This is a genomic window from Stenotrophomonas sp. STEN240 (assembly GCF_056756175.1).
In genome coordinates, this window is sequence record NZ_JBRRBO010000044.1 from 1 (window position 1) to 17,505 (window position 17,505).

General features: G+C 64.9%; 15 protein-coding genes and 1 tRNA gene. 2 read left to right on the forward strand and 14 right to left on the reverse strand.

Annotation, left to right across the window (positions count from 1 at the left end):
- Positions 1-232: 232 nt before the first annotated feature.
- Entirely contained in the window at positions 233-2,041 is a 1,809-nt protein-coding gene (gene recQ / locus ACVOKO_RS15850; protein WP_346499840.1) for a DNA helicase RecQ, read from the forward strand.
- Positions 2,042-2,064: 23 nt separating this feature from the next.
- On the opposite strand, the gene ACVOKO_RS15855 is transcribed toward recQ, so the two are convergent.
- Positions 2,065-4,818 (reverse strand): protein kinase domain-containing protein, encoded by a 2,754-nt coding sequence (locus tag ACVOKO_RS15855; RefSeq protein ID WP_346499841.1) that lies wholly within the window; start codon positions 4,816-4,818, stop codon positions 2,065-2,067.
- Between the two features lie 23 nt (positions 4,819-4,841).
- Positions 4,842-5,393 carry an ECF-type sigma factor gene (locus ACVOKO_RS15860; RefSeq protein ID WP_346499842.1) on the reverse strand — a complete coding sequence of 184 codons (552 nt, stop codon included), beginning with the start codon at positions 5,391-5,393 and terminating at the stop codon, positions 4,842-4,844.
- 376 nt (positions 5,394-5,769) lie between these two features.
- Between ACVOKO_RS15860 and ACVOKO_RS15865 the strand changes: the two genes are divergently transcribed.
- Positions 5,770-6,870, forward strand: coding sequence for a DUF5694 domain-containing protein (locus ACVOKO_RS15865; RefSeq protein WP_346499843.1), 1,101 nt, complete (start codon positions 5,770-5,772; stop codon positions 6,868-6,870).
- A gap of 266 nt (positions 6,871-7,136) precedes the next feature.
- Here the strand turns inward: ACVOKO_RS15865 and ACVOKO_RS15870 are convergent.
- The 12 genes from ACVOKO_RS15870 to ACVOKO_RS15925 form a co-directional block, all read right to left on the reverse strand.
- Positions 7,137-7,212, reverse strand: a tRNA-Lys gene (locus tag ACVOKO_RS15870).
- A gap of 60 nt (positions 7,213-7,272) precedes the next feature.
- A complete protein-coding gene (queC, locus tag ACVOKO_RS15875; RefSeq protein WP_346499844.1) occupies positions 7,273-7,944 on the reverse strand; it encodes a 7-cyano-7-deazaguanine synthase QueC in 672 nt (223 codons plus the stop codon).
- A 78-nt stretch (positions 7,945-8,022) separates the two neighbouring features.
- Positions 8,023-8,712, reverse strand: coding sequence for a 7-carboxy-7-deazaguanine synthase QueE (gene queE / locus ACVOKO_RS15880; protein ID WP_346499865.1), 690 nt, complete (start codon positions 8,710-8,712; stop codon positions 8,023-8,025).
- Between the two features lie 33 nt (positions 8,713-8,745).
- Positions 8,746-9,555, reverse strand: a complete 810-nt coding sequence (gene ybgF / locus ACVOKO_RS15885; protein ID WP_346499845.1) for a tol-pal system protein YbgF — start codon at positions 9,553-9,555, stop codon at positions 8,746-8,748.
- Positions 9,556-9,558: 3 nt separating this feature from the next.
- Positions 9,559-10,077, reverse strand: a complete 519-nt coding sequence (gene pal / locus ACVOKO_RS15890) for a peptidoglycan-associated lipoprotein Pal (RefSeq protein WP_057628800.1) — start codon at positions 10,075-10,077, stop codon at positions 9,559-9,561.
- A gap of 61 nt (positions 10,078-10,138) precedes the next feature.
- A complete protein-coding gene (gene tolB / locus ACVOKO_RS15895) occupies positions 10,139-11,458 on the reverse strand; it encodes a Tol-Pal system beta propeller repeat protein TolB (protein ID WP_346499846.1) in 1,320 nt (439 codons plus the stop codon).
- Between the two features lie 167 nt (positions 11,459-11,625).
- The gene (tolA, locus tag ACVOKO_RS15900; protein ID WP_346499847.1) at positions 11,626-12,699 is read right to left on the reverse strand and encodes a cell envelope integrity protein TolA; all 1,074 of its coding nucleotides are present in this window, start codon (positions 12,697-12,699) and stop codon (positions 11,626-11,628) included.
- Complete coding sequence (gene tolR, locus ACVOKO_RS15905) at positions 12,689-13,117, reverse strand: protein TolR (protein ID WP_057628798.1); 429 nt, start codon at positions 13,115-13,117, stop codon at positions 12,689-12,691. The genes tolA and tolR overlap by 11 nt, the downstream gene beginning before the upstream one ends.
- Before the next feature lie 38 nt (positions 13,118-13,155).
- Positions 13,156-13,938: a protein TolQ gene (gene tolQ, locus ACVOKO_RS15910; protein WP_057628797.1), complete on the reverse strand. Its 783-nt coding sequence runs from the start codon at positions 13,936-13,938 to the stop codon at positions 13,156-13,158.
- Between the two features lie 20 nt (positions 13,939-13,958).
- Positions 13,959-14,384 (reverse strand): tol-pal system-associated acyl-CoA thioesterase, encoded by a 426-nt coding sequence (gene ybgC, locus ACVOKO_RS15915; RefSeq protein ID WP_346499848.1) that lies wholly within the window; start codon positions 14,382-14,384, stop codon positions 13,959-13,961.
- Complete coding sequence (ruvB, locus tag ACVOKO_RS15920; RefSeq protein ID WP_346499849.1) at positions 14,374-15,420, reverse strand: Holliday junction branch migration DNA helicase RuvB; 1,047 nt, start codon at positions 15,418-15,420, stop codon at positions 14,374-14,376. Before ruvB ends, ybgC begins: the two co-directional genes overlap by 11 nt.
- 224 nt (positions 15,421-15,644) lie before the next feature.
- Positions 15,645-17,495 carry a potassium transporter Kup gene (locus ACVOKO_RS15925; RefSeq protein WP_430980798.1) on the reverse strand — a complete coding sequence of 617 codons (1,851 nt, stop codon included), beginning with the start codon at positions 17,493-17,495 and terminating at the stop codon, positions 15,645-15,647.
- Positions 17,496-17,505: the final 10 nt, after the last annotated feature.

Consider the following 17,505-nt stretch of genomic DNA (forward strand, 5'->3'; position numbering starts at 1 on the left):
GCATGGGCTTTCCCGGGAAGGCCTCTGCCGAGCATGGCTCGGCACTACGGGGGCTTTCCTGGGACGGCTTCTGCCGAGCGTGGCTCGGCACTACGGGGTTTTCCTGGTAAGGCCTCTGCCGAGCATGGCTCGGCACTACGGGGGCTTCAGCGCAACCCTGAAACGGCCGCGGATGCACGGCTGACAGCTTATTGACCATTCGAGCCGGGCCGCCAGCGGGTAAACTAGCGCAATGCCCCAGAGTCCCGGTCCCGCGCAACAACTGCTTTCCAGCGTTTTCGGTTACGACAGTTTCCGCGGCGACCAGCAGGCCATCGTCGAGCACGTTGCCAGCGGCAACGATGCCCTGGTGTTGATGCCTACCGGCGGCGGCAAGTCGCTGTGCTACCAGATCCCGGCGTTGCTGCGCGAGGGCTGCGGCATCGTCATCTCGCCGCTGATCGCCTTGATGCAGGATCAGGTGGAGGCCTTGCACCAGGTCGGCGTCCGCGCCGAATTCCTCAACTCCACGCTGGACGCCGAAACCGCCGCGCGGGTCGAGCGCGAGCTGCTGGCTGGCGAGCTGAAACTGCTTTATGTCGCGCCGGAGCGGCTGCTGACCGGGCGTTTCCTGTCGCTGCTCAGCCGTGCGCATATCAGCCTGTTCGCCATCGATGAAGCTCACTGCGTGTCGCAATGGGGCCATGATTTCCGCCCCGAATACCGGCAGCTGACGGTCCTGCACGAGCGCTGGCCGCAGGTGCCACGCATCGCTCTGACCGCCACCGCCGATCCGCCGACCCAGCGCGAAATCGCCGAGCGCCTGGATCTGTCCACCGCCGAGCATTTCGTCAGTTCGTTCGATCGCCCCAACATCCGCTACACGGTGGTGCAGAAGGACAACGCCAAACGCCAGCTGCTGGGCTTCCTGCGCAACCACCGCGACGAGGCCGGCATCGTCTACTGCATGTCTCGCCGCAAGGTCGAGGAAACCGCGCAGTTCCTGTGCGCTGAAGGCATGCAGGCGCTGCCCTACCACGCCGGCATGCCGGCGGAGGTGCGTGCCGCCAACCAACGCCGCTTCCTGCGCGAAGACGGCATCGTGATGTGCGCCACCATCGCCTTCGGCATGGGTATCGACAAGCCGGACGTGCGCTTTGTGGCGCATACCGACCTGCCCAAGTCGATGGAAGGCTATTACCAGGAAACCGGCCGCGCCGGCCGCGATGGCGAGGCCGCTGAAGCCTGGCTGTGTTACGGCCTGGGCGATGTGGTGTTGCTCAAGCAGATGATCGAGCAATCCGAAGCCGGCGAAGAGCGCAAGCAGCTGGAGCGCGCCAAGCTCGATCACCTGCTCGGCTATTGCGAGTCCATGCAATGCCGCCGCCAGGTGCTGCTGGCCGGCTTCGGTGAAACCTATCCCAAGCCCTGCGGCAACTGCGACAACTGCCTCAGCCCGCCCGCCGCCTGGGACGCAACCATTCCCGCGCAGAAGGCATTGAGCTGCGTCTACCGCAGTGGCCAGCGCTTCGGTGTGGGCCATCTGATCGACATCCTGCGCGGCAGCGACAACGAACGCATCCGCCAGCTCGGCCACGAAAAACTCAGCACCTACGCCATCGGCAATGATCTGGACGCGCGCGCCTGGCGCGGCGTGTTCCGGCAACTGGTCGCCGCCAGCCTGCTGGAGGTTGACCCGGAAAGCCATGGCGGCCTGCGCCTGACCGATGCCAGCCGCGATGTGCTCACCGGCCGCCGGCAGATGATGATGCGCCGCGAAGCCGCACCGACGCGTGAGCGCGAGCGCGGTGGCACGCGCACCGGCTTGCCGGTACAGGCCGGCGACCTGGGCCTGTTCCAGGCGCTGCGCGGGTTGCGCGCGGAGCTGGCGCGCGAGCAGAACGTGCCGGCGTTCGTGATCTTCCACGACAGTACCCTGCGCAACATCGCCGAGCAGCGCCCGACCAGCGTCGATGCGCTGGGCAAGGTGGGTGGCATCGGCGGCAGCAAGCTCGCCCGTTACGGCCAGCGCCTGGTCGAGATCGTGCGCGAACAGGGCTGAGCCCGGCCCGCGCACCGCCGCCACTAACGCCCTTGCAGGTTCTGCTCGGCGAGCAGCAACAGTCCTTCCACCTTGCGACGGTCCGCCGAGCCGGACACCTGCAGCCGCGCCATCAACAACAGCACACGCTGCAGTTCCTGCTTGGCAAGCTGGGCGTGCCCCAGCTGCAGCAGGGTCTCGGCCAAGGCCAAGCCCGTGGCCGCCGCCGCAGCGCTGTTCCTGCCCTGTCTGGCGCCGGCAAGTTCAAGCGCCGTCCTGCGCAGCGCCAACGTATGCGCGCCTTCCCCCATCCGTTCGGCCAGATCGGCGCGGATGTTCAACAGCCGCAGCTGCAGCTCCTCCGATACCGGCGAACCCATTGCCTCCAGCAGCGCCTGCGCCTGCGCCAGCTGGCCGCTGCGCACATGCCAATCGATCCGGTTCAGATGTGCTTCCACGCGCCCTGGTGCATCGGCCGGCAGACTCAGGCTCAAGCCCTTGTCCGCATGCATCAGCATCGTCCCGGCCTCTCCCATCCGCCCCTGCCGCATCAGCAGCACCGCCAGCCCGGTCTCCGCGCGCAGGCTGGTCGGCGAGTCCTCGCCCAGCTTCTGCTTGCGGATCAACCAGGTCTGTCGATACAGGTCTTCAGCCGCCGCGAACTCACCGCGCAACTCTTTCAATGCGCCGTAATTGAACAAGCCCATCGAGTACTCGACCGAATCGACACCGTCCAGGCGCGCGCTCAACGCATTGCGCTTCTGGTAGTGCAACTCGGCGGCGGAGTAGTCGCCGGAGTCGCGGTACAGGTCGGCCAGGCCGTCGTATTGCTGCCGCACGAAACTGCTCTCGGCGCCATACAGTTCCAAGGCATGCTGCATGCCGGACTGCAACAGCGGCAAGGCCTGATCGTATTCGCCCTGCTCACGGAATATCTGCGCCAAACGCATCTCCGCTGCCAAGCCCAGGGTCGTGCGCCTGCCGTGCAGGTTGCCCAGCATCTGCCGGAACTCGCGTTCCGCCGACGCCTGCCGCCCCCAACGCAGGTACATCAAGCCCTTGTTGTAGGACAGCTCGTTGATTTCGGAGGCCACGCCCACCTCGGTGGCCTCCTGATACAGCGCCATGGCCTTGTCGAACTCGGCCTCGCCCAGATCAAAATGCTGCTGGTTCACCAAGGCCAGTCCTTTGGCGCTGTACAGACGCGCCAGCACCACCGCCGGGGCCCGGCGCCCGGCCAGGTCCAGGCCTTGGACTGCCAATTGCAGGCCCTGCTCGCCATCACCATCCAGGGTCTTCTGCACGGACAGATCGGCCAGCACCTTGGCCGCATCCAGCGGGCGCGCCACACGCGGGTCCATGAAGCCACCATAGGCCTGCTGCAACAATCTGTCGGCCTGATGCGACGCCCCGGCGTTCTGGTAGGCGACGCCAAGCACCGCACGCATCCGCGCCAGCTGCGCCGGTGCATCGGCCAGGTCGCGCGCAACCTGCAGCGTGGCCTTGTCCAGCAGTTGCCGCGAGGTCAACTGCTCGGCACCGCGCTCGGTACGCAGGAACGGATCGGCGGTTTCGAACATGCCGACCATGAAGTTGCTGACCTGCTGCGCGATGACCGCCTCTTCCTGCGCCTGCCGCCGGGTCTGCCACAACCCCAGCACGAACACCGCAAGCAGGCTGCTCACCCCCACCACGATCGCCACCACTTGCCAGTTCCGGCGCAGCGCCTTGCCAAGCGGGTACAGACGCCCGCCGTCGCGCGCGGCCACCGGCTGTAGTTCAGCGTAGCGGCGCAGGTCAGCCATCAAGGCTTCCACCGAGCGATAACGCTGGCTGATGTCACTGGCGCAGGCGCGCGCGGCGATTGCATCCAGGTCACCGCGCAGACGCCGCCGCCATGGCAGATCGGCCGGGGCGCTGGCGCTGGCTGCAGGCACGGCCTCGCCTGCACTGTCCGCCTCACGCGTGCTTGCACGGGTGGACAGCATCTCCACCAGCATCACGCCCAGGCTGTAGACGTCACTGGCTGCACCGACGTTATGCCCGGCAATCAATTCCGGGCTGGCATAACCGGGCGTGCAATAGCCGGAGTCGCGCTTGTCACGTGCCTCGTTGAGCAGCCGCGCCAGACCGAAATCCAACAGCACCGGCTGGCCATTGGCCTGCACCAGGACGTTGCGCGGCTTGAGATCGCAATGCAGCACCAGCTGTTCGTGCGCTGACCGCACGATGCTGCAGATTTCCAGGAACAGCGTCAGCCGCTCCTGCAGGCCCAGGCCCTGTTCGGTGCACCAATGGTCCAGCGGCACCCCGTCGATGTATTCCATCACCAGGTAGGGATGGCCATCGGGCGTGGTGCCACCATCGTAAAGACGCGCGACATTGGCCAACTGCAGGTCAGCCAATACCTGCCGCTCGGCGCCGAGCAATTCCACTTCGGTGGCGCCGGGCATGCCATGCAGCAGCTTGATGGCCACCGTGCGGTGATAGAGACCGTCGGCGCGCTCGGCCTTGAACACGGTGCCCATGCCGCCATGGGCAATGCGCTCGGTCAGCCGCCACGGCCCCAGCCGCTCGCCCACCCCCAGCTCCGGGGCCAATGCCCGTGCCAAGGCGGTGTCCAGGCGACTGCTGACCCGGCTCAAGCCCACCGTCTGCGAGCGCAGCAGCTGCAGTACTTCCTCGCGCACGAGCGGGTCTGCACTGCCTGTAGCGATTGCCTGCGGCCACTGCTCGCGCGGCAACTCGCAGATCGCATCAAACAGTTCACGGACCTGCCGCCAACGCTCGCCCCCCACTACCGTGCCCTCGCCATCAATGCTCAGCGCAGTTGCCGGTTCAACCAGGCTCGCGCAAAGCGCAGGTCACGGTCGACGGTGGGCGGGGAAACATCCAGCACCAGGGCGATCTCATCACGGCTCATGCCACCGAAATAAGTCAGTTCGATGGTGCTCGCCGCGCGCGGCTCCAGCTCGGCGAGTTGATTGAGCGCCTGGTGCAATGCCAGCACGTCATAACCGATGCCGGCTTCGTCCGGCACCTGATCTGCATGCGAAAGGGTCAGCTGCTCGGCATTGCCGCCACGCTTGTCGGCGCCGCGCGCGCGCAGATGATCCACCAGCACAGAGCGCATTTTCAGTGCGGCTATCGCGACAAAATGGGTGCGGTCCTTGTAGTCGGCATCGCCACCGAGCAGACGCATCAGCGATTCGTTGACCAGCGCGGCCGGCTGCAAGGTGCCATTGGTCTGCTGCGACAGGCGGTTGCGGGCAATCAGCATCAGGTCCGCGTACAGCGCTTCGAACAGATGCTCACGCGCATCCATGTCACCCTTTTGCCAGCGATGCAGTAGTTGAGTGATCTGCTTGCTCAATCCTGTCCCCAGTGCCTGGATGCCCACCGGGCAACCGACGATGCATCCGCCATATTAGGACCTACCCCCATCAGTTCCAACCACGCAGCTTGCTGCGGCCGGTATCTGCGGCAGCTGTCATGTCTCGCCACGCCCCCAATGTTGTATCCGCCATCCACCTGCAAACAGGGGCCTGCGTCACACTGAAAGCCTTGCCCTGCGGCGCTGCAAGCCCTCCGGCGCACCCAGTTGCTTCACCCCGCTGCCGCTCCCGCCGCACGCGGCAGCCAGCGCAGTCCGGTCTGCTGGCTCGGCATCCAGCACCATTGACAAGCACCTCGACGGCGATGGAATCTGCGCGACTTCGCGCCAACCAAGCGCTCAACCGGCAGATCATATGCAGCACGGAACGATGCAGGAAATGTGGGGTCGCGGCGTAGTGACCGGCAGCCTCTTGGCGCTGGCGATGTTGGCGCAGACCGCGCAGGCACAACGCTTTGATCCAGGTGCGCATAAAGGGCCGCAGCAAGGTGTCCAGAACGAAGTCGCGGTGCTCGGCACCATGCATCTGGCCCGCTTGCCGGAAACATTCGACCCCTCCTCACTCGCCCCGCTGATCGACCGTTTGGCGGCATGGCGGCCGCAGGCCATCGCCATCGAGGTGGTATCCGGGCAGCAATGCGACACCTTGCGCCGCTACCCCGTCCGTTACGCACTGACGGTGAACGATTACTGCCCCGACCTGTCGGCGGCGGCGAAGGCAACCGGGCTCGACGTGGCAGCGGCCAATGCGGCAGCGGACACGATGCTGGCGGCATGGCCGGCGCAACCAACACCAGCGCAGCGCCGCGACCTGGCCGCCAAATTCCTGGCCGGTGGAGAACGTGAATCGGCCTTGGTGCAATGGCTGCGCCTGCCCGCAGCGGAACGCCATGCGGACGCCAGCCTGAACCAGGAATTGGTGGCCATCCTGGAAGAGCAGCGCACCAGTCGCAACGAAACCACTCTGATCGCCGCACAGCTGGCGGTACGCCTGGGGCATGAACGGCTATGGCCGACCGATGATCACAGCGCTGATCGCTATGGTCCCAACCCCAAGGCCTATGCCGCGGCCATCCGAAAGGCATGGGACAACCCGGCATCCAAACAGCGGGCAGCAATGTACAGCGGACTGGAAGCACAGCTGGACACGCCGGAGAACGCGTTGGCGACGTACCGCCGCGACAACGGTCCGGACGTGGCCCCGGCCGCGTTCGCAAGCGACTACGGCGCCACGCTGGAGGAACCCTCGCCGCAGGGTTACGGACGCATGTACGTCACCGCCTGGGAAACCCGTAACCTGCGCATGGCCGCGAACATCCGCGATCTGATGGGCCCAAGCCCGGGCATGCGCACGCTGGTGCTGGTCGGCGCCTCGCACAAAGCCTATCTGGATGCCTATCTGGAACAGATGCATGACGTGCGCATCGTCGATGTGCAGCAAACCTTGCTGAAGTAGCGCGCAAAAGCCGCGGCCAGAGCCGCGGCCTGGTCGTAGCCCGGGTAAGCGCGGCGCACCCGGGAGGCAGGAACCACCTTGGGGTCCGGCGATATTGCGCCGGCAACCCCGGGTGCGCTGCGCTTACCCGGGCTACACGACTGCACAACCTGCCCTGTCCGCACTCCTGCAATACAGAGCGTGGGGATAGCCTGGGGAGTCGGCGCTATGCGGCGGCAATGGCCGGCGCAAAAAAAAAGCACCTAGCTCGCGCTAAGTGCCTGTTTTGGTGGGCCGTGATGGATTCGAACCATCGACCAAAAGATTAAAAGTCTTCTGCTCTACCAACTGAGCTAACGGCCCAAACAAAGACCCGGCCGTAGCCGGGGTGCGTATTCTAACGCAATAAACGCAAAAACAACATCATGCGTAATGGGTCGGGTCGGCCATGCCGGCAGCGGCAAAACCATCGGCGCGCAGCTGGCAGGCATCGCAATGACCGCAGGCCTTGCCGTCCATATCGGCCTGGTAGCAGGACACGGTCAAACCGAAGTCCACGCCCAAGCGCTGGCCTTCCAATGCGATCTGGGCCTTGCTCAGGTATTGCAGGGGCGCATGCACGCGGATGCCGGCCCCTTCGACGCCAGCCTTGGTAGCCAGGTTGGCCAGTGCCTGGAAGGCGGCAATGAATTCAGGGCGGCAGTCCGGGTAGCCGGAATAGTCCACCGCGTTGACGCCGCAGAAGATGTCATTCGCGCCAAGTACTTCGGCCCAGCCCAGCGCCAGTGACAGCATGATGGTGTTGCGAGCCGGCACGTAGGTGACCGGAATGGCGTCACCCGTGCCCGCATCGGGCACGTTGATGTCGTCGGTCAGCGCGGAGCCGCCGATGCTGCGCAGATCGACCGCGACCACTTTATGCCCGGCCACGCCCAGCGCAGCGGCAACGCGCGCGGCAGCCTCCAGCTCGGAGGTGTGGCGCTGGCCATAGCGCACGCTCATGGCATGTACTTCGAAGCCCTGTTCCTGGGCGATGGCGACGACGGCGGCTGAGTCCATGCCGCCGGAAAGAAGCACGACTGCTTTCTTTTTCATGGTGATGATCCGGTTGGGAGAGGAAAGCCAGCACGCTGTCCCGCGCCGGGTTGAACGATTGAAAGGTACGGCGCCGGCTCAATAACCCGGTGCGTCGTCCCACAACAATTTGTGCAGCTGCATCTGGAAGCGCACCGGCAGACGGTCCGCCACGATCCAGTCAGCCAGCTCGCGCGGCTTGAGCTGCGACTTGCTCGGCGAGAACAACACCATGCAGCGCTCGGCCAGGCGATGCTCGGCGAGCATGGCCTTGGCCCATTCGTAGTCGCCACGGCTGCAGATCACGAACTTGAGCTGGTCGCGTGCAGTGAGCAGCGGGATGTTCTCCAGCCGGTTGCGCGCCATCTCGCGTGAATCCGGGGTTTTCAGGTCCACCACACGCGACACGCGCGGGTCGACCGCAGCGATATCCAGCGCGCCGGAGGTTTCCAGGGACACGTCCAGGCCGGCATCACACAGCTTCTGCAGCAGGATCAGGCAGCGCTTCTGCGCCAGCGGCTCGCCGCCGGTCACGCAGACATGGCGCACGCCCTGCTTGAGCACTTCGGCGACGATGTCGTCAATGTCCCACCAGTCACCGCCATGGAAGGCGTACTCGGTATCGCAATACTGGCAACGCAGCGGGCAGCCGGTAAGGCGCACGAAAACGGTCGGCCAGCCGGCGGTGTCGGCTTCGCCTTGCAGTGACAGGAAAATTTCAGTGATCTTCAATCGCGGCAAAGGCGACTGCACGATCTCGCTGGGAACAGCGGCGCTGGGAGAGTTCATATTCATTGGCCGCACCCTCGGTGCGGCACCACATCAACGCAGTTGCTGGCCGAGCCGGATCGACTGCAGTCGGTCCTGGGCGGTACGGGCCGCATCACTGCCGGGGAAACGGGAAACAACCTGTTCCAGGGTCTGTTGCGCCTGGGCGCTGTTGCCTTCACCAAACTGCGACAGGCCAAGCTTCAGCAAACCGCCGGCAGCCTTGTCGTGGGTGGGGTAGCGGGCAACCAGATCGCTGAACTGTGCTTCGGCCATCTTGAAATTACGCGTCGCGTAAAAGCTCTCACCCAGCCAATACAAGGCATTGGGGGTGTAAGCAGCATTCGGGTACAGCTCAAGGAAGCTCTGGAACAACTGCGCCGAATCGGCATAGTTGCCAGCCTTCAATGCGTCGAACGCGACATTGTAGGCAGCGCGCTCGTCACCGGCCGAGGCCAGTGTGCCGGCGTCACCACGTACCGTCGGCGGACGCTCGGCAGCAGCCGCTGTCGGCTTTGCGGCCGCAGCGGCGGGCGTCACCGCGCCAGTGGCCGGAGCGACCGGTGCACCTGTACCGCCTTCAAGGCGATTGAGGCGACCGTCCAGGTCCAGATACTGATCACGATTACGCTGCTTCAGCTGTTCGTTCTCGTGCTGAAGCTGCTCGATCGTGCCCTGCAACGCCTGCATTTCAGTACGCAGCTGCTGCAGTTGATTGAGCATGTCGGTATTGGCCTGACTGTTGTTGACCTGCGTTTCCAGCACGCCAACCCGGTCAGCCAAACTTGCCCGCTGTGCATACGCGGGCACGGCAGCCACCAGGGCTGCCGCGACCACGAGCATCAGTTTGAGACTGATGCGCATCGATTACTGCGCGGTGTAGACGATTTCGACGCGACGGTTCTGCGACCAGCAGGACTCGTTCGAATCGGTGCACACCGGACGCTCTTCACCGTAGGAAACGACGGTCAGCTGCGAAGCCGAACCACCGTTGGCCTGCAGAGCCGAGTTCACGCCATTGCCACGACGCTCGCCCAGGGCCTGGTTGTAAGCGCGGCTGCCGCGTTCGTCGGTGTTGCCCTGCAAGGTGATGCGCGAGGACGGACGGTCACGCAGGTACTTGGCGTGGCAAGCCATGATGGCCTGGAACTCCGGCTTGACCGAATCCTGGTCCAGATCGAAGTAGACGACGCGCTGACGCAGGCAAGCGTCGGTGTCCAGGTCGCCCGGGCCGTACAGGCCGGAGGTGGACGGTGCGGTCGGCTGGGTGGTCGAGCCGGTATCAACCGGCGGCTGTGCCGGCTGTTCCTTGACCTTCTTCGAGCAGCCAGCAAGCGCGGCTACAGACAGCAGCGAAACGAGCAAAACACGAGTTGACTTGTTCATGGCTATACCTAGTGGCTCCTGGCCAATGTTGGGATTAATGCTTGCAGAGATTAACATTTTATCAACGCGCAGTGCGGTACGGACCCCAAGCCGGTTCGCGCACATCGCCATCGGCCAGAACCAGGCGCTGGCGCACCCGACCGTCGGCGGACACTTCATACAACACACCACGCCCACCTTCACGAGCGGCGTACAGCACCATGCTCGCATTGGGCGCAAAACTCGGCGATTCGTCCAGCGAACCCGGCGACAGCGTGCTCCAGCGCGCCGCTCCCAGGCTGCTGTCCATCATCGCGATCTTGTAGCTGCTGCCGGCGCCCTGCGCAACGGCAATCTTCTTGCCGTCGAAGGATACGCTGGCCTTGGCATTGTAGTTGCCCTGGAAGGTCACCCGGCTGGCGCTGCCGCCGCTGGAGGAGACCTGGTAGATCTGCGGGCGGCCGCCGCGGTCGGAGGTGAAGTAGACCGAGCTGCCATCGGCCGACCAGGTCGGCTCGGTGTCGATGCCGAAATGGTTGGTCAGCTGGGTCAGCTGCTTGCTGCCCAGGTCCATCACGTAGATTTCCGGGTTGCCGCTGCGCGACAGGGCCAGCGCCAGGCGACGGCCATCCGGCGAGAACGAGGGCGCGCTGTTGATGCCACGGAAGCTGGTCAACAGCTCACGGCCACCGGTGGCGATGTCCTGCACGTAGATGGAGGAGTTGCCGCGCTCGAAGCTGACATAGGCCAGCTTGCGGCCGTCCGGGCTCCAGCTCGGCGACAGCAGCGGCTCGGCCGAACGCACGATGGTCTGCGGGCTGTACCCATCGGAATCGGCCACCATCAGCGCGTAGCGCATGTTGGCGCCACTGCCACTGGCGGTGATGTAGGCGATGCGGGTCCAGAAGGCACCGCGTACGCCGGTGATCTTTTCGTAGATGGCATCGGCCATCTGATGGGCGACGTCGCGCATGGCGCTGGAACGGGCAGTCATCGCCAGGCCGAGCATGCGCTCACCCTTGGCCACGTCGAACAGTTCGTATTCCACGCGGTAGGCGCCGGCACCGGCGTCCTGCACCCGGCCCACCACCAGGAAATCCTGCTTCAGCGCGCGCCAGGTCGGGTATTGCACCTCACTGCCGCGGCTGGGGCGCTCGGCGATCTGCGCTTCAGGCAGATTGCGGAACTGGCCGGAACGGTCCAGGTCGGCACGCACCACGGCGGCGACGTCGGTCTGCGGCGCACCGGCCGAGCCCTGGTAGGCCATCGGCACAACAGCAATCGGCGTGGCCGACGCGTTGCCACCGATGATGTCGATTTCCAGTCCCTTCTGCTGCGCCATCGCCGCAAGCGGCAACAACAGGGCAGTGAGGGCAAGCAGCCAGCGAGGCATTTTCTTCATGGGGCGCTCAACAGTACGGGCGAAGTAAAAAAGGGATAGCAGCAGGAAGATGAATACTTTCGCAATCATGAACGAACTATTGCGTGAAATTTCCTCATCCCGCCGTAAAACCACCCCGGTTAAAAGGTTTCCACTGAAATCATAAACACCGGAAACAACCCGGTTGCTCAGCGATCCTGCGCCTCGAAGTTGAAGTTCAAGTTGCGCTGGAACACCGTTTCATAGCCGCGATAAGGCAGCGGCTGGGCACGCAGTACCGCGGCCTCCACCGAGCGCTTGCCAGCCTCGTCATACGGGCAGCCGGGCGCGAACTCGACACTCACCACTTCCCCGCCGGGCAACTGGCGGATGGTCAGGCGGCAGCGCTGGCCGCGCGGAATCGAGTCCGGGCGCATCCATTGGTTGAGCACGGCCTGCTGGATCGCAGCAGCATACTTGGCGGTCAGGTCATTGCTGGTACCGCCCTGCCCCGGCGACGGCGTACTGGCACCGCTGCTGCCACTGCTGGTTGATGCAGCCTGCGCGCGGGCACGGGCATCAGCCACCTGGCGCAGGCGCTGCTCGGCCAGCTTGGCCTCGCGCTCGGCCTGCTCGCGCTTGCGGCGGATCTCGGCGATCTTCTGCTGACGTTCCTGCTCGGCCTGGGTTTCATTGGCCTGGCGCTGCTGGTCGGCGAGCTTCTTGCGGTCCGCCTCTTCCTGCTGCTTGGCCAGGCGCAGTTTCTGCTCGGCTTCTTCCACCCGCTTGCGCTCGGTCAGGTCGATCTGTTCCTGACGGCGCTTGGCTTCCTGTTCCTGCTTGGCTTTTTCCTGCGAGATGGCCAGTGCGCTGACCCGCTCCTGGTCGACAGTGTCCGGTTGGGCAATGCGTTCCTGGGCGTTGTGCTGCTGCGGGGTGGGCGCATCCTGCGGCTTGGGCTCGGGAATGGGTTGCGGCGGCGGCACGGTATCTTCCGGCACCGGCTCGGGCGGCACGTCTTGCGGCGGCGGTTCGGGCAGGTCCGGCAGCTTCTCCGAGGCACGCAGCGCCTGCCGCGCGGCCGAGGCCTCGGCGGCGGACAGCTGCATGTTGGCTTCCAGCGCCGGATCGCCAGCGGCGGCCTCGGTACTGCGCGTGGGCGACCACAACCAGGCAATGATGAAGATCGCCGCTACCAACAAATGCACCAGCAACGCCAGTACGACCGGCAGGCCCCACTCGTTGCGGTTGTCGTGCGGCGGTGGCAGTGCGTCAGCGTGCATCGGTCGCCAGACCCACCTTTTCGATCTTCGCGGCCTTGATCACGTCCATGGCATCCATGACCTTTTCATAGGCCACGCTCTTGTCGGCAGCCACGATCACCCGCAGCTCCTTGTCCTGCGAGGCCAGCGCGCCCAGCTGCGCCTGCAGCGCAGCGGCGTCCATGGCCTGCGGATCCTTGGCTTCGGGCAGCTTCAGGCTCATCTGGCCATCGGCACGTACCGAGACCACGATCGGGTCCTGCTTGCTTTCCAGCGCCTTGGCGGTGGAACTGGGCAGGTCGACTTCAAAACTGAGGGTCAGCAGCGGCGCGGTCACCATGAAGATGATCAGCAGCACGAGCATCACGTCGATATACGGCACGACGTTGATCTCGGACTTGAGCTTGCGGCGCTTGCGACGGGGAATGGCGGCGGTCATAAATTGGCTCCTGCGGTCAGAGGAAGGCGCTGGCGCACTTACTCGTCGCTGCCGCTCTGCTGGCGCTGCAGGATGGAGCTGAACTCTTCGGCGAAGGTTTCATAGCGCACCGACAGCCGCTCGACGCGGGTGGTGAAGCGGTTGTATGCCCACACCGCCGGGATTGCCACGAACAGACCAATCGCGGTGGCGAACAGGGCTTCGGAGATACCCGGTGCAACCGAGGCGATACCGGCCTGCTCACCGCTGCTGATCATGTCGTGCATGGTCACCATGATGCCGAACACGGTGCCGACCAGACCCACGTACGGGGCGGTGGAACCGATATTGGCCAGCAGCTCCAGGTTGCGATCCAAGCCGTCAACTTCGCGGGCATAGGTGGTGCGCATGGCGCGCTGTGCACCTTCCAGCTGGGTGCGGCCATCAAAGGCGCGGCGGCCCTGCAGGCGCGAATATTCGCGGAAACCGGCCTCGAAAATGGCTTCCAGACCATCAACCTGACGGTTGCGGTCGGTCGCCGAGGCGTACAGCTTGCCCAGATCGGCACCGGACCAGAAGCGGTTCTCGAACTCGCTGGCCTCGTTGTCGGCGGCCTTGAACACGCGTGCCTTGCGGAAAATGATCACCCAGCTGATGAACGAGCCGGCCAACAGCAGCAGCACGATCAGCTTGACCGGGATACTGGCCTTGATCATCAGGTCCAGGTAATTGATGCCGCCGCCATGGCTGGCCTGCGCCACGGTCTGCGCGGCTGCGGCGCTGACATCGGCCGGCAGGGCCTCGGTCACGGTGGCCTGCAGGGCCAGAAGCAAAGCGATCATCCGATCTTCCTCAGTGTTGCTTAAGCGTGTTGTGTTTGAAGGGGTTTAAGCACTGCGTGCAGCGCCTCATCGATGGGCTGCGGACGGAAATCCGCGGCCCCGACAGCAGCAAGCCGGACCTGGGCGCTGACCAGTACCTGGTCATCGCGCAGCACCGCCTGCGCCATCAACAAGCTGGCCCGCCGGCATTGCACCAGTTCCACCGTGGTGGTCAGTACATCGTCAAGCTTGGCCGGCTTGAAAAAATCCAGCGTCATCGCCCGGACCACGAACATCTGCCCATCGCCTTCGCGCAGGGACGCCTGTCCGTAACCCAGGGCCCGCATCCATTCGGTTCGTGCCCTCTCCATGAAGGCCACGTAGCGGGCGTGGTAGACCACGCCGCCAGCGTCGGTATCTTCCCAGTAAATGCGTGTCGGCCAACTGAACCGAGACTCATTCGTCATCGCGCTGCTCCGCGAACAGGTCCACCGGCGCCGGCGCAGCCTTGGGCTTGAGGCCCAGATGGCGGTAGGCCTTGTTGGTGGCCATGCGCCCGCGTGCGGTGCGCACCAGGAAGCCCTGCTGGATCAGGAACGGCTCGACCACGTCTTCCAGGGTGCCGCGCTCCTCGGAAAGCGCCGCGGCCATCGACTCGACCCCGACCGGGCCGCCGTCGAAATACTCCACCAGGGTGCGCAGCATGCGCCGATCCAGCTCGTCAAAGCCTTCCGGATCGACCTTGAGCATCTGCATGGCGGCCTGCGCCACGTCCTGGTCGATATGCCCAGCCGCCTTGACCTGCGCGTAATCGCGCACGCGCCGCAGCAGCCGGTTGGCGATACGCGGGGTGCCGCGCGAACGCCGTGCGATTTCGCCTGCGCCCTCGGCACTGCAATCGATGCCGAGGATGGCCGCCGAGCGCCGCACGATGCGGGTCAACTCGTCAGCCGAATAGAACTCCAGCCGCTGCACGATGCCGAAACGGTCGCGCAGCGGCGCGGTCAGCAGGCCGGCGCGGGTGGTGGCACCGATCAGGGTGAACGGTGGCAGATCGAGCTTGATCGAGCGTGCGGCCGGGCCGTCGCCGATCATGATGTCGATCTGGAAATCCTCCATCGCCGGGTACAGCACTTCCTCGACCACAGGCGAAAGACGATGGATTTCGTCGATGAACAACACATCATGCGGCTGCAGATTGGTCAGCAGTGCGGCCAGATCACCGGCTTTTTCGATCACCGGGCCGGAGGTGACGCGCAGCGCCACGCCCAGTTCATTGGCGATCACATGACTGAGCGTGGTCTTGCCCAGACCGGGCGGACCGAAGATCAGCACATGATCCAAGGCTTCGTGGCGTGCCTTGGCGGCCTGGATGTAGATATCCATCTGCTCGCGCACCGGCGCCTGGCCAAGATAATCGGCAAGGCTGCGCGGGCGGATGCTGGCGTCGGCGGCGTCATCCTCACGGGTGGCGCCGGCGCCGATGATGCGGTCGTCAGTCATCTGGGTATGTTACGGCCTGCCATGCGGGAATAGGAGCTGGTTTTGGCGAGAAGTGAGGGAAGACGTGCGAGAAGTGAGTGAAGAGGAGTGAGGAGCAAGAGAAGGCGGCGGCAACGGCAGTTCATGCTTTCCACGACCCGGTTGCCACATGCGAGCAAGGCGGCAACACAGAAGCTGCTCCAGCCCTATCTCGCTCCTCACTCCTCCTCACTCACTCCTGCACGCTAGATTTCCACCTGCGCGCCCAATTCCACCAACCGATTACCCGGTATGCGGAAGAAGCCGGTGGCCGGCGCCGCGTTGCGATGCATGAAGGCGAACAGTTTGTCGCGCCAGATCGGCATGCCACGGTTGGCGCTGGCCACGATGGTCTCGCGGCTGGCAAAGAAGGTGGTGTCCATCGGGTCGAAATAGATGCCGCCGTGGTCGCAGGAACGCATCAGCGCCAGCGGGATGTCCGGGGTTTCCATGAAGCCGTAGCGCACGTAGACGCGGTAGAACTCATCGCCCACCGAATCGATGCGCAGGCGCTGGCCATCGGCCGCGTACGGCATCGGCAGCGTTTCCACGTGCAGGAACACATTGCGCTCGTGCAGCACCTTGTTGTGCTTGAGGTTGTGCATCAGCGCATGCGGAACCACGGTCGGGTCGGCGGTGAGGAACACCGCCGTGCCCGGCACCCGTACCGGCGGCGCCAGCATCAGGCCCGGCAGGAAGGTGTCCAGGCGGATACCGTCCTTGCGGATCTCGTCACGCAGCAACTCGCGGCCGCGCCGCCAGGTGCGCATCATCGTGAACAACACCAGCCCAAGCACCAGCGGGAACCAGGCGCCCTGCAGCAGCTTGGCGCCATTGGCGATCACAAAGCCGAGGTCGATGAACAGGAACACCACGCACAACGCGACGATGGCATGGCGCGCACGCGGCCACAGCACCCGCGCCACCAATGCCAGCAGCATGGTGTCGATCAGCATCGTGCCCGACACCGAGATGCCGTAGGCCACCGCCAGATTGCTGGAGCTGCGGAACGCCAGCACCAGCCCGAAGACCATCACCGCCAGCCCCCAGTTGATGCCGGGGATGTAGATCTGGCCAATCGTGTCGTGCGAGGTATGCAGGATGCGCATGCGCGGGATGTAACCCAGCTGCATGGCCTGCCGCGAGACCGAGAACGCGCCGGTGATCACCGACTGGCTGGCGATCACCGCCGCCATCGTTGCCAGCAGGATCATCGGGATCAGCGCCCACTCCGGCACCGCCTCGAAGAACGGATTGGCCACCGCGTCCGGGCGCTGCAGCACCAATGCACCCTGCCCCAGGTAGTTGAGCACCAGGCACGGCAGCACGAAGAAATACCAGGCGTGGCGGATCGGCGGCGCACCGAAGTGGCCCATGTCCGCATACAGCGCCTCGCCACCGGTCACCGCCAGCACCACCGCGCCGAGGATGAAGATGCCGTGCCAGCCGTGTTCCATGAAGAACCGCGCTGCCCATAGCGGATTGAAGGCCTTGAGCACTTCCGGTGCGGCGATCACGTTCCAGATGCCGATGGCGGCCAGTGACAGGAACCAGATGGTCATCACCGGCCCGAACACCTTGCCCACCTTCTCGGTGCCGAAGCGCTGCGCGGCGAACACCGCGGCCAGCACCACCAGCGTGATCGGCACCACGAAGTGGCCCAACCCCGGTGCCGCGACCTCCAGGCCCTCGACCGCACCCAGCACCGAGATGGCCGGGGTGATCACCCCGTCACCGAAGAACAGCGAGGCGCCGAAAATGCCGAGGATGCCCACCACGTAGGCCGAGCGCGAACCATTGCGCAGGGTGCGCTGGGCCAGCGCCATCAAGGCCATGATGCCGCCCTCGCCGTCGTTGTCGGCGCGCATGATGATGGTCACGTACTTGAGGGTGACCACCATGTTCAAGGCCCAGAACGCCAGCGACAACACGCCCAGCACGGTGTCATGGTCGCTGTTGAGCCCGTAATGCGGCGAGAACGCCTCCTTCAAGGTGTACAGCGGGCTGGTGCCGATATCGCCGAACACCACGCCAATGGCGCCGACGACCAGCGCCATGCCGCCGGCA

Bases quoted from the DNA above. Each gene is read 5' to 3' on its own strand.
- queC (WP_346499844.1), bottom strand. From the start codon at position 7,944: ATGAAAAAGAAAGCAGTCGTGCTTCTTTCCGGCGGCATGGACTCAGCC.
- recQ (WP_346499840.1), top strand. From the start codon at position 233: ATGCCCCAGAGTCCCGGTCCCGCGCAACAACTGCTTTCCAGCGTTTTC.
- tolA (WP_346499847.1), bottom strand. From the start codon at position 12,699: ATGCACGCTGACGCACTGCCACCGCCGCACGACAACCGCAACGAGTGG.
- ACVOKO_RS15865 (WP_346499843.1), top strand. From the start codon at position 5,770: ATGCAGCACGGAACGATGCAGGAAATGTGGGGTCGCGGCGTAGTGACC.
- ybgC (WP_346499848.1), bottom strand. From the start codon at position 14,384: ATGACGAATGAGTCTCGGTTCAGTTGGCCGACACGCATTTACTGGGAA.
- ybgF (WP_346499845.1), bottom strand. From the start codon at position 9,555: ATGCGCATCAGTCTCAAACTGATGCTCGTGGTCGCGGCAGCCCTGGTG.
- ACVOKO_RS15925 (WP_430980798.1), bottom strand. From the start codon at position 17,495: ATGGCGCTGGTCGTCGGCGCCATTGGCGTGGTGTTCGGCGATATCGGC.
- tolQ (WP_057628797.1), bottom strand. From the start codon at position 13,938: ATGATCGCTTTGCTTCTGGCCCTGCAGGCCACCGTGACCGAGGCCCTG.
- tolR (WP_057628798.1), bottom strand. From the start codon at position 13,117: ATGACCGCCGCCATTCCCCGTCGCAAGCGCCGCAAGCTCAAGTCCGAG.
- ruvB (WP_346499849.1), bottom strand. From the start codon at position 15,420: ATGACTGACGACCGCATCATCGGCGCCGGCGCCACCCGTGAGGATGAC.
- queE (WP_346499865.1), bottom strand. From the start codon at position 8,712: ATGAACTCTCCCAGCGCCGCTGTTCCCAGCGAGATCGTGCAGTCGCCT.
- pal (WP_057628800.1), bottom strand. From the start codon at position 10,077: ATGAACAAGTCAACTCGTGTTTTGCTCGTTTCGCTGCTGTCTGTAGCC.
- tolB (WP_346499846.1), bottom strand. From the start codon at position 11,458: ATGAAGAAAATGCCTCGCTGGCTGCTTGCCCTCACTGCCCTGTTGTTG.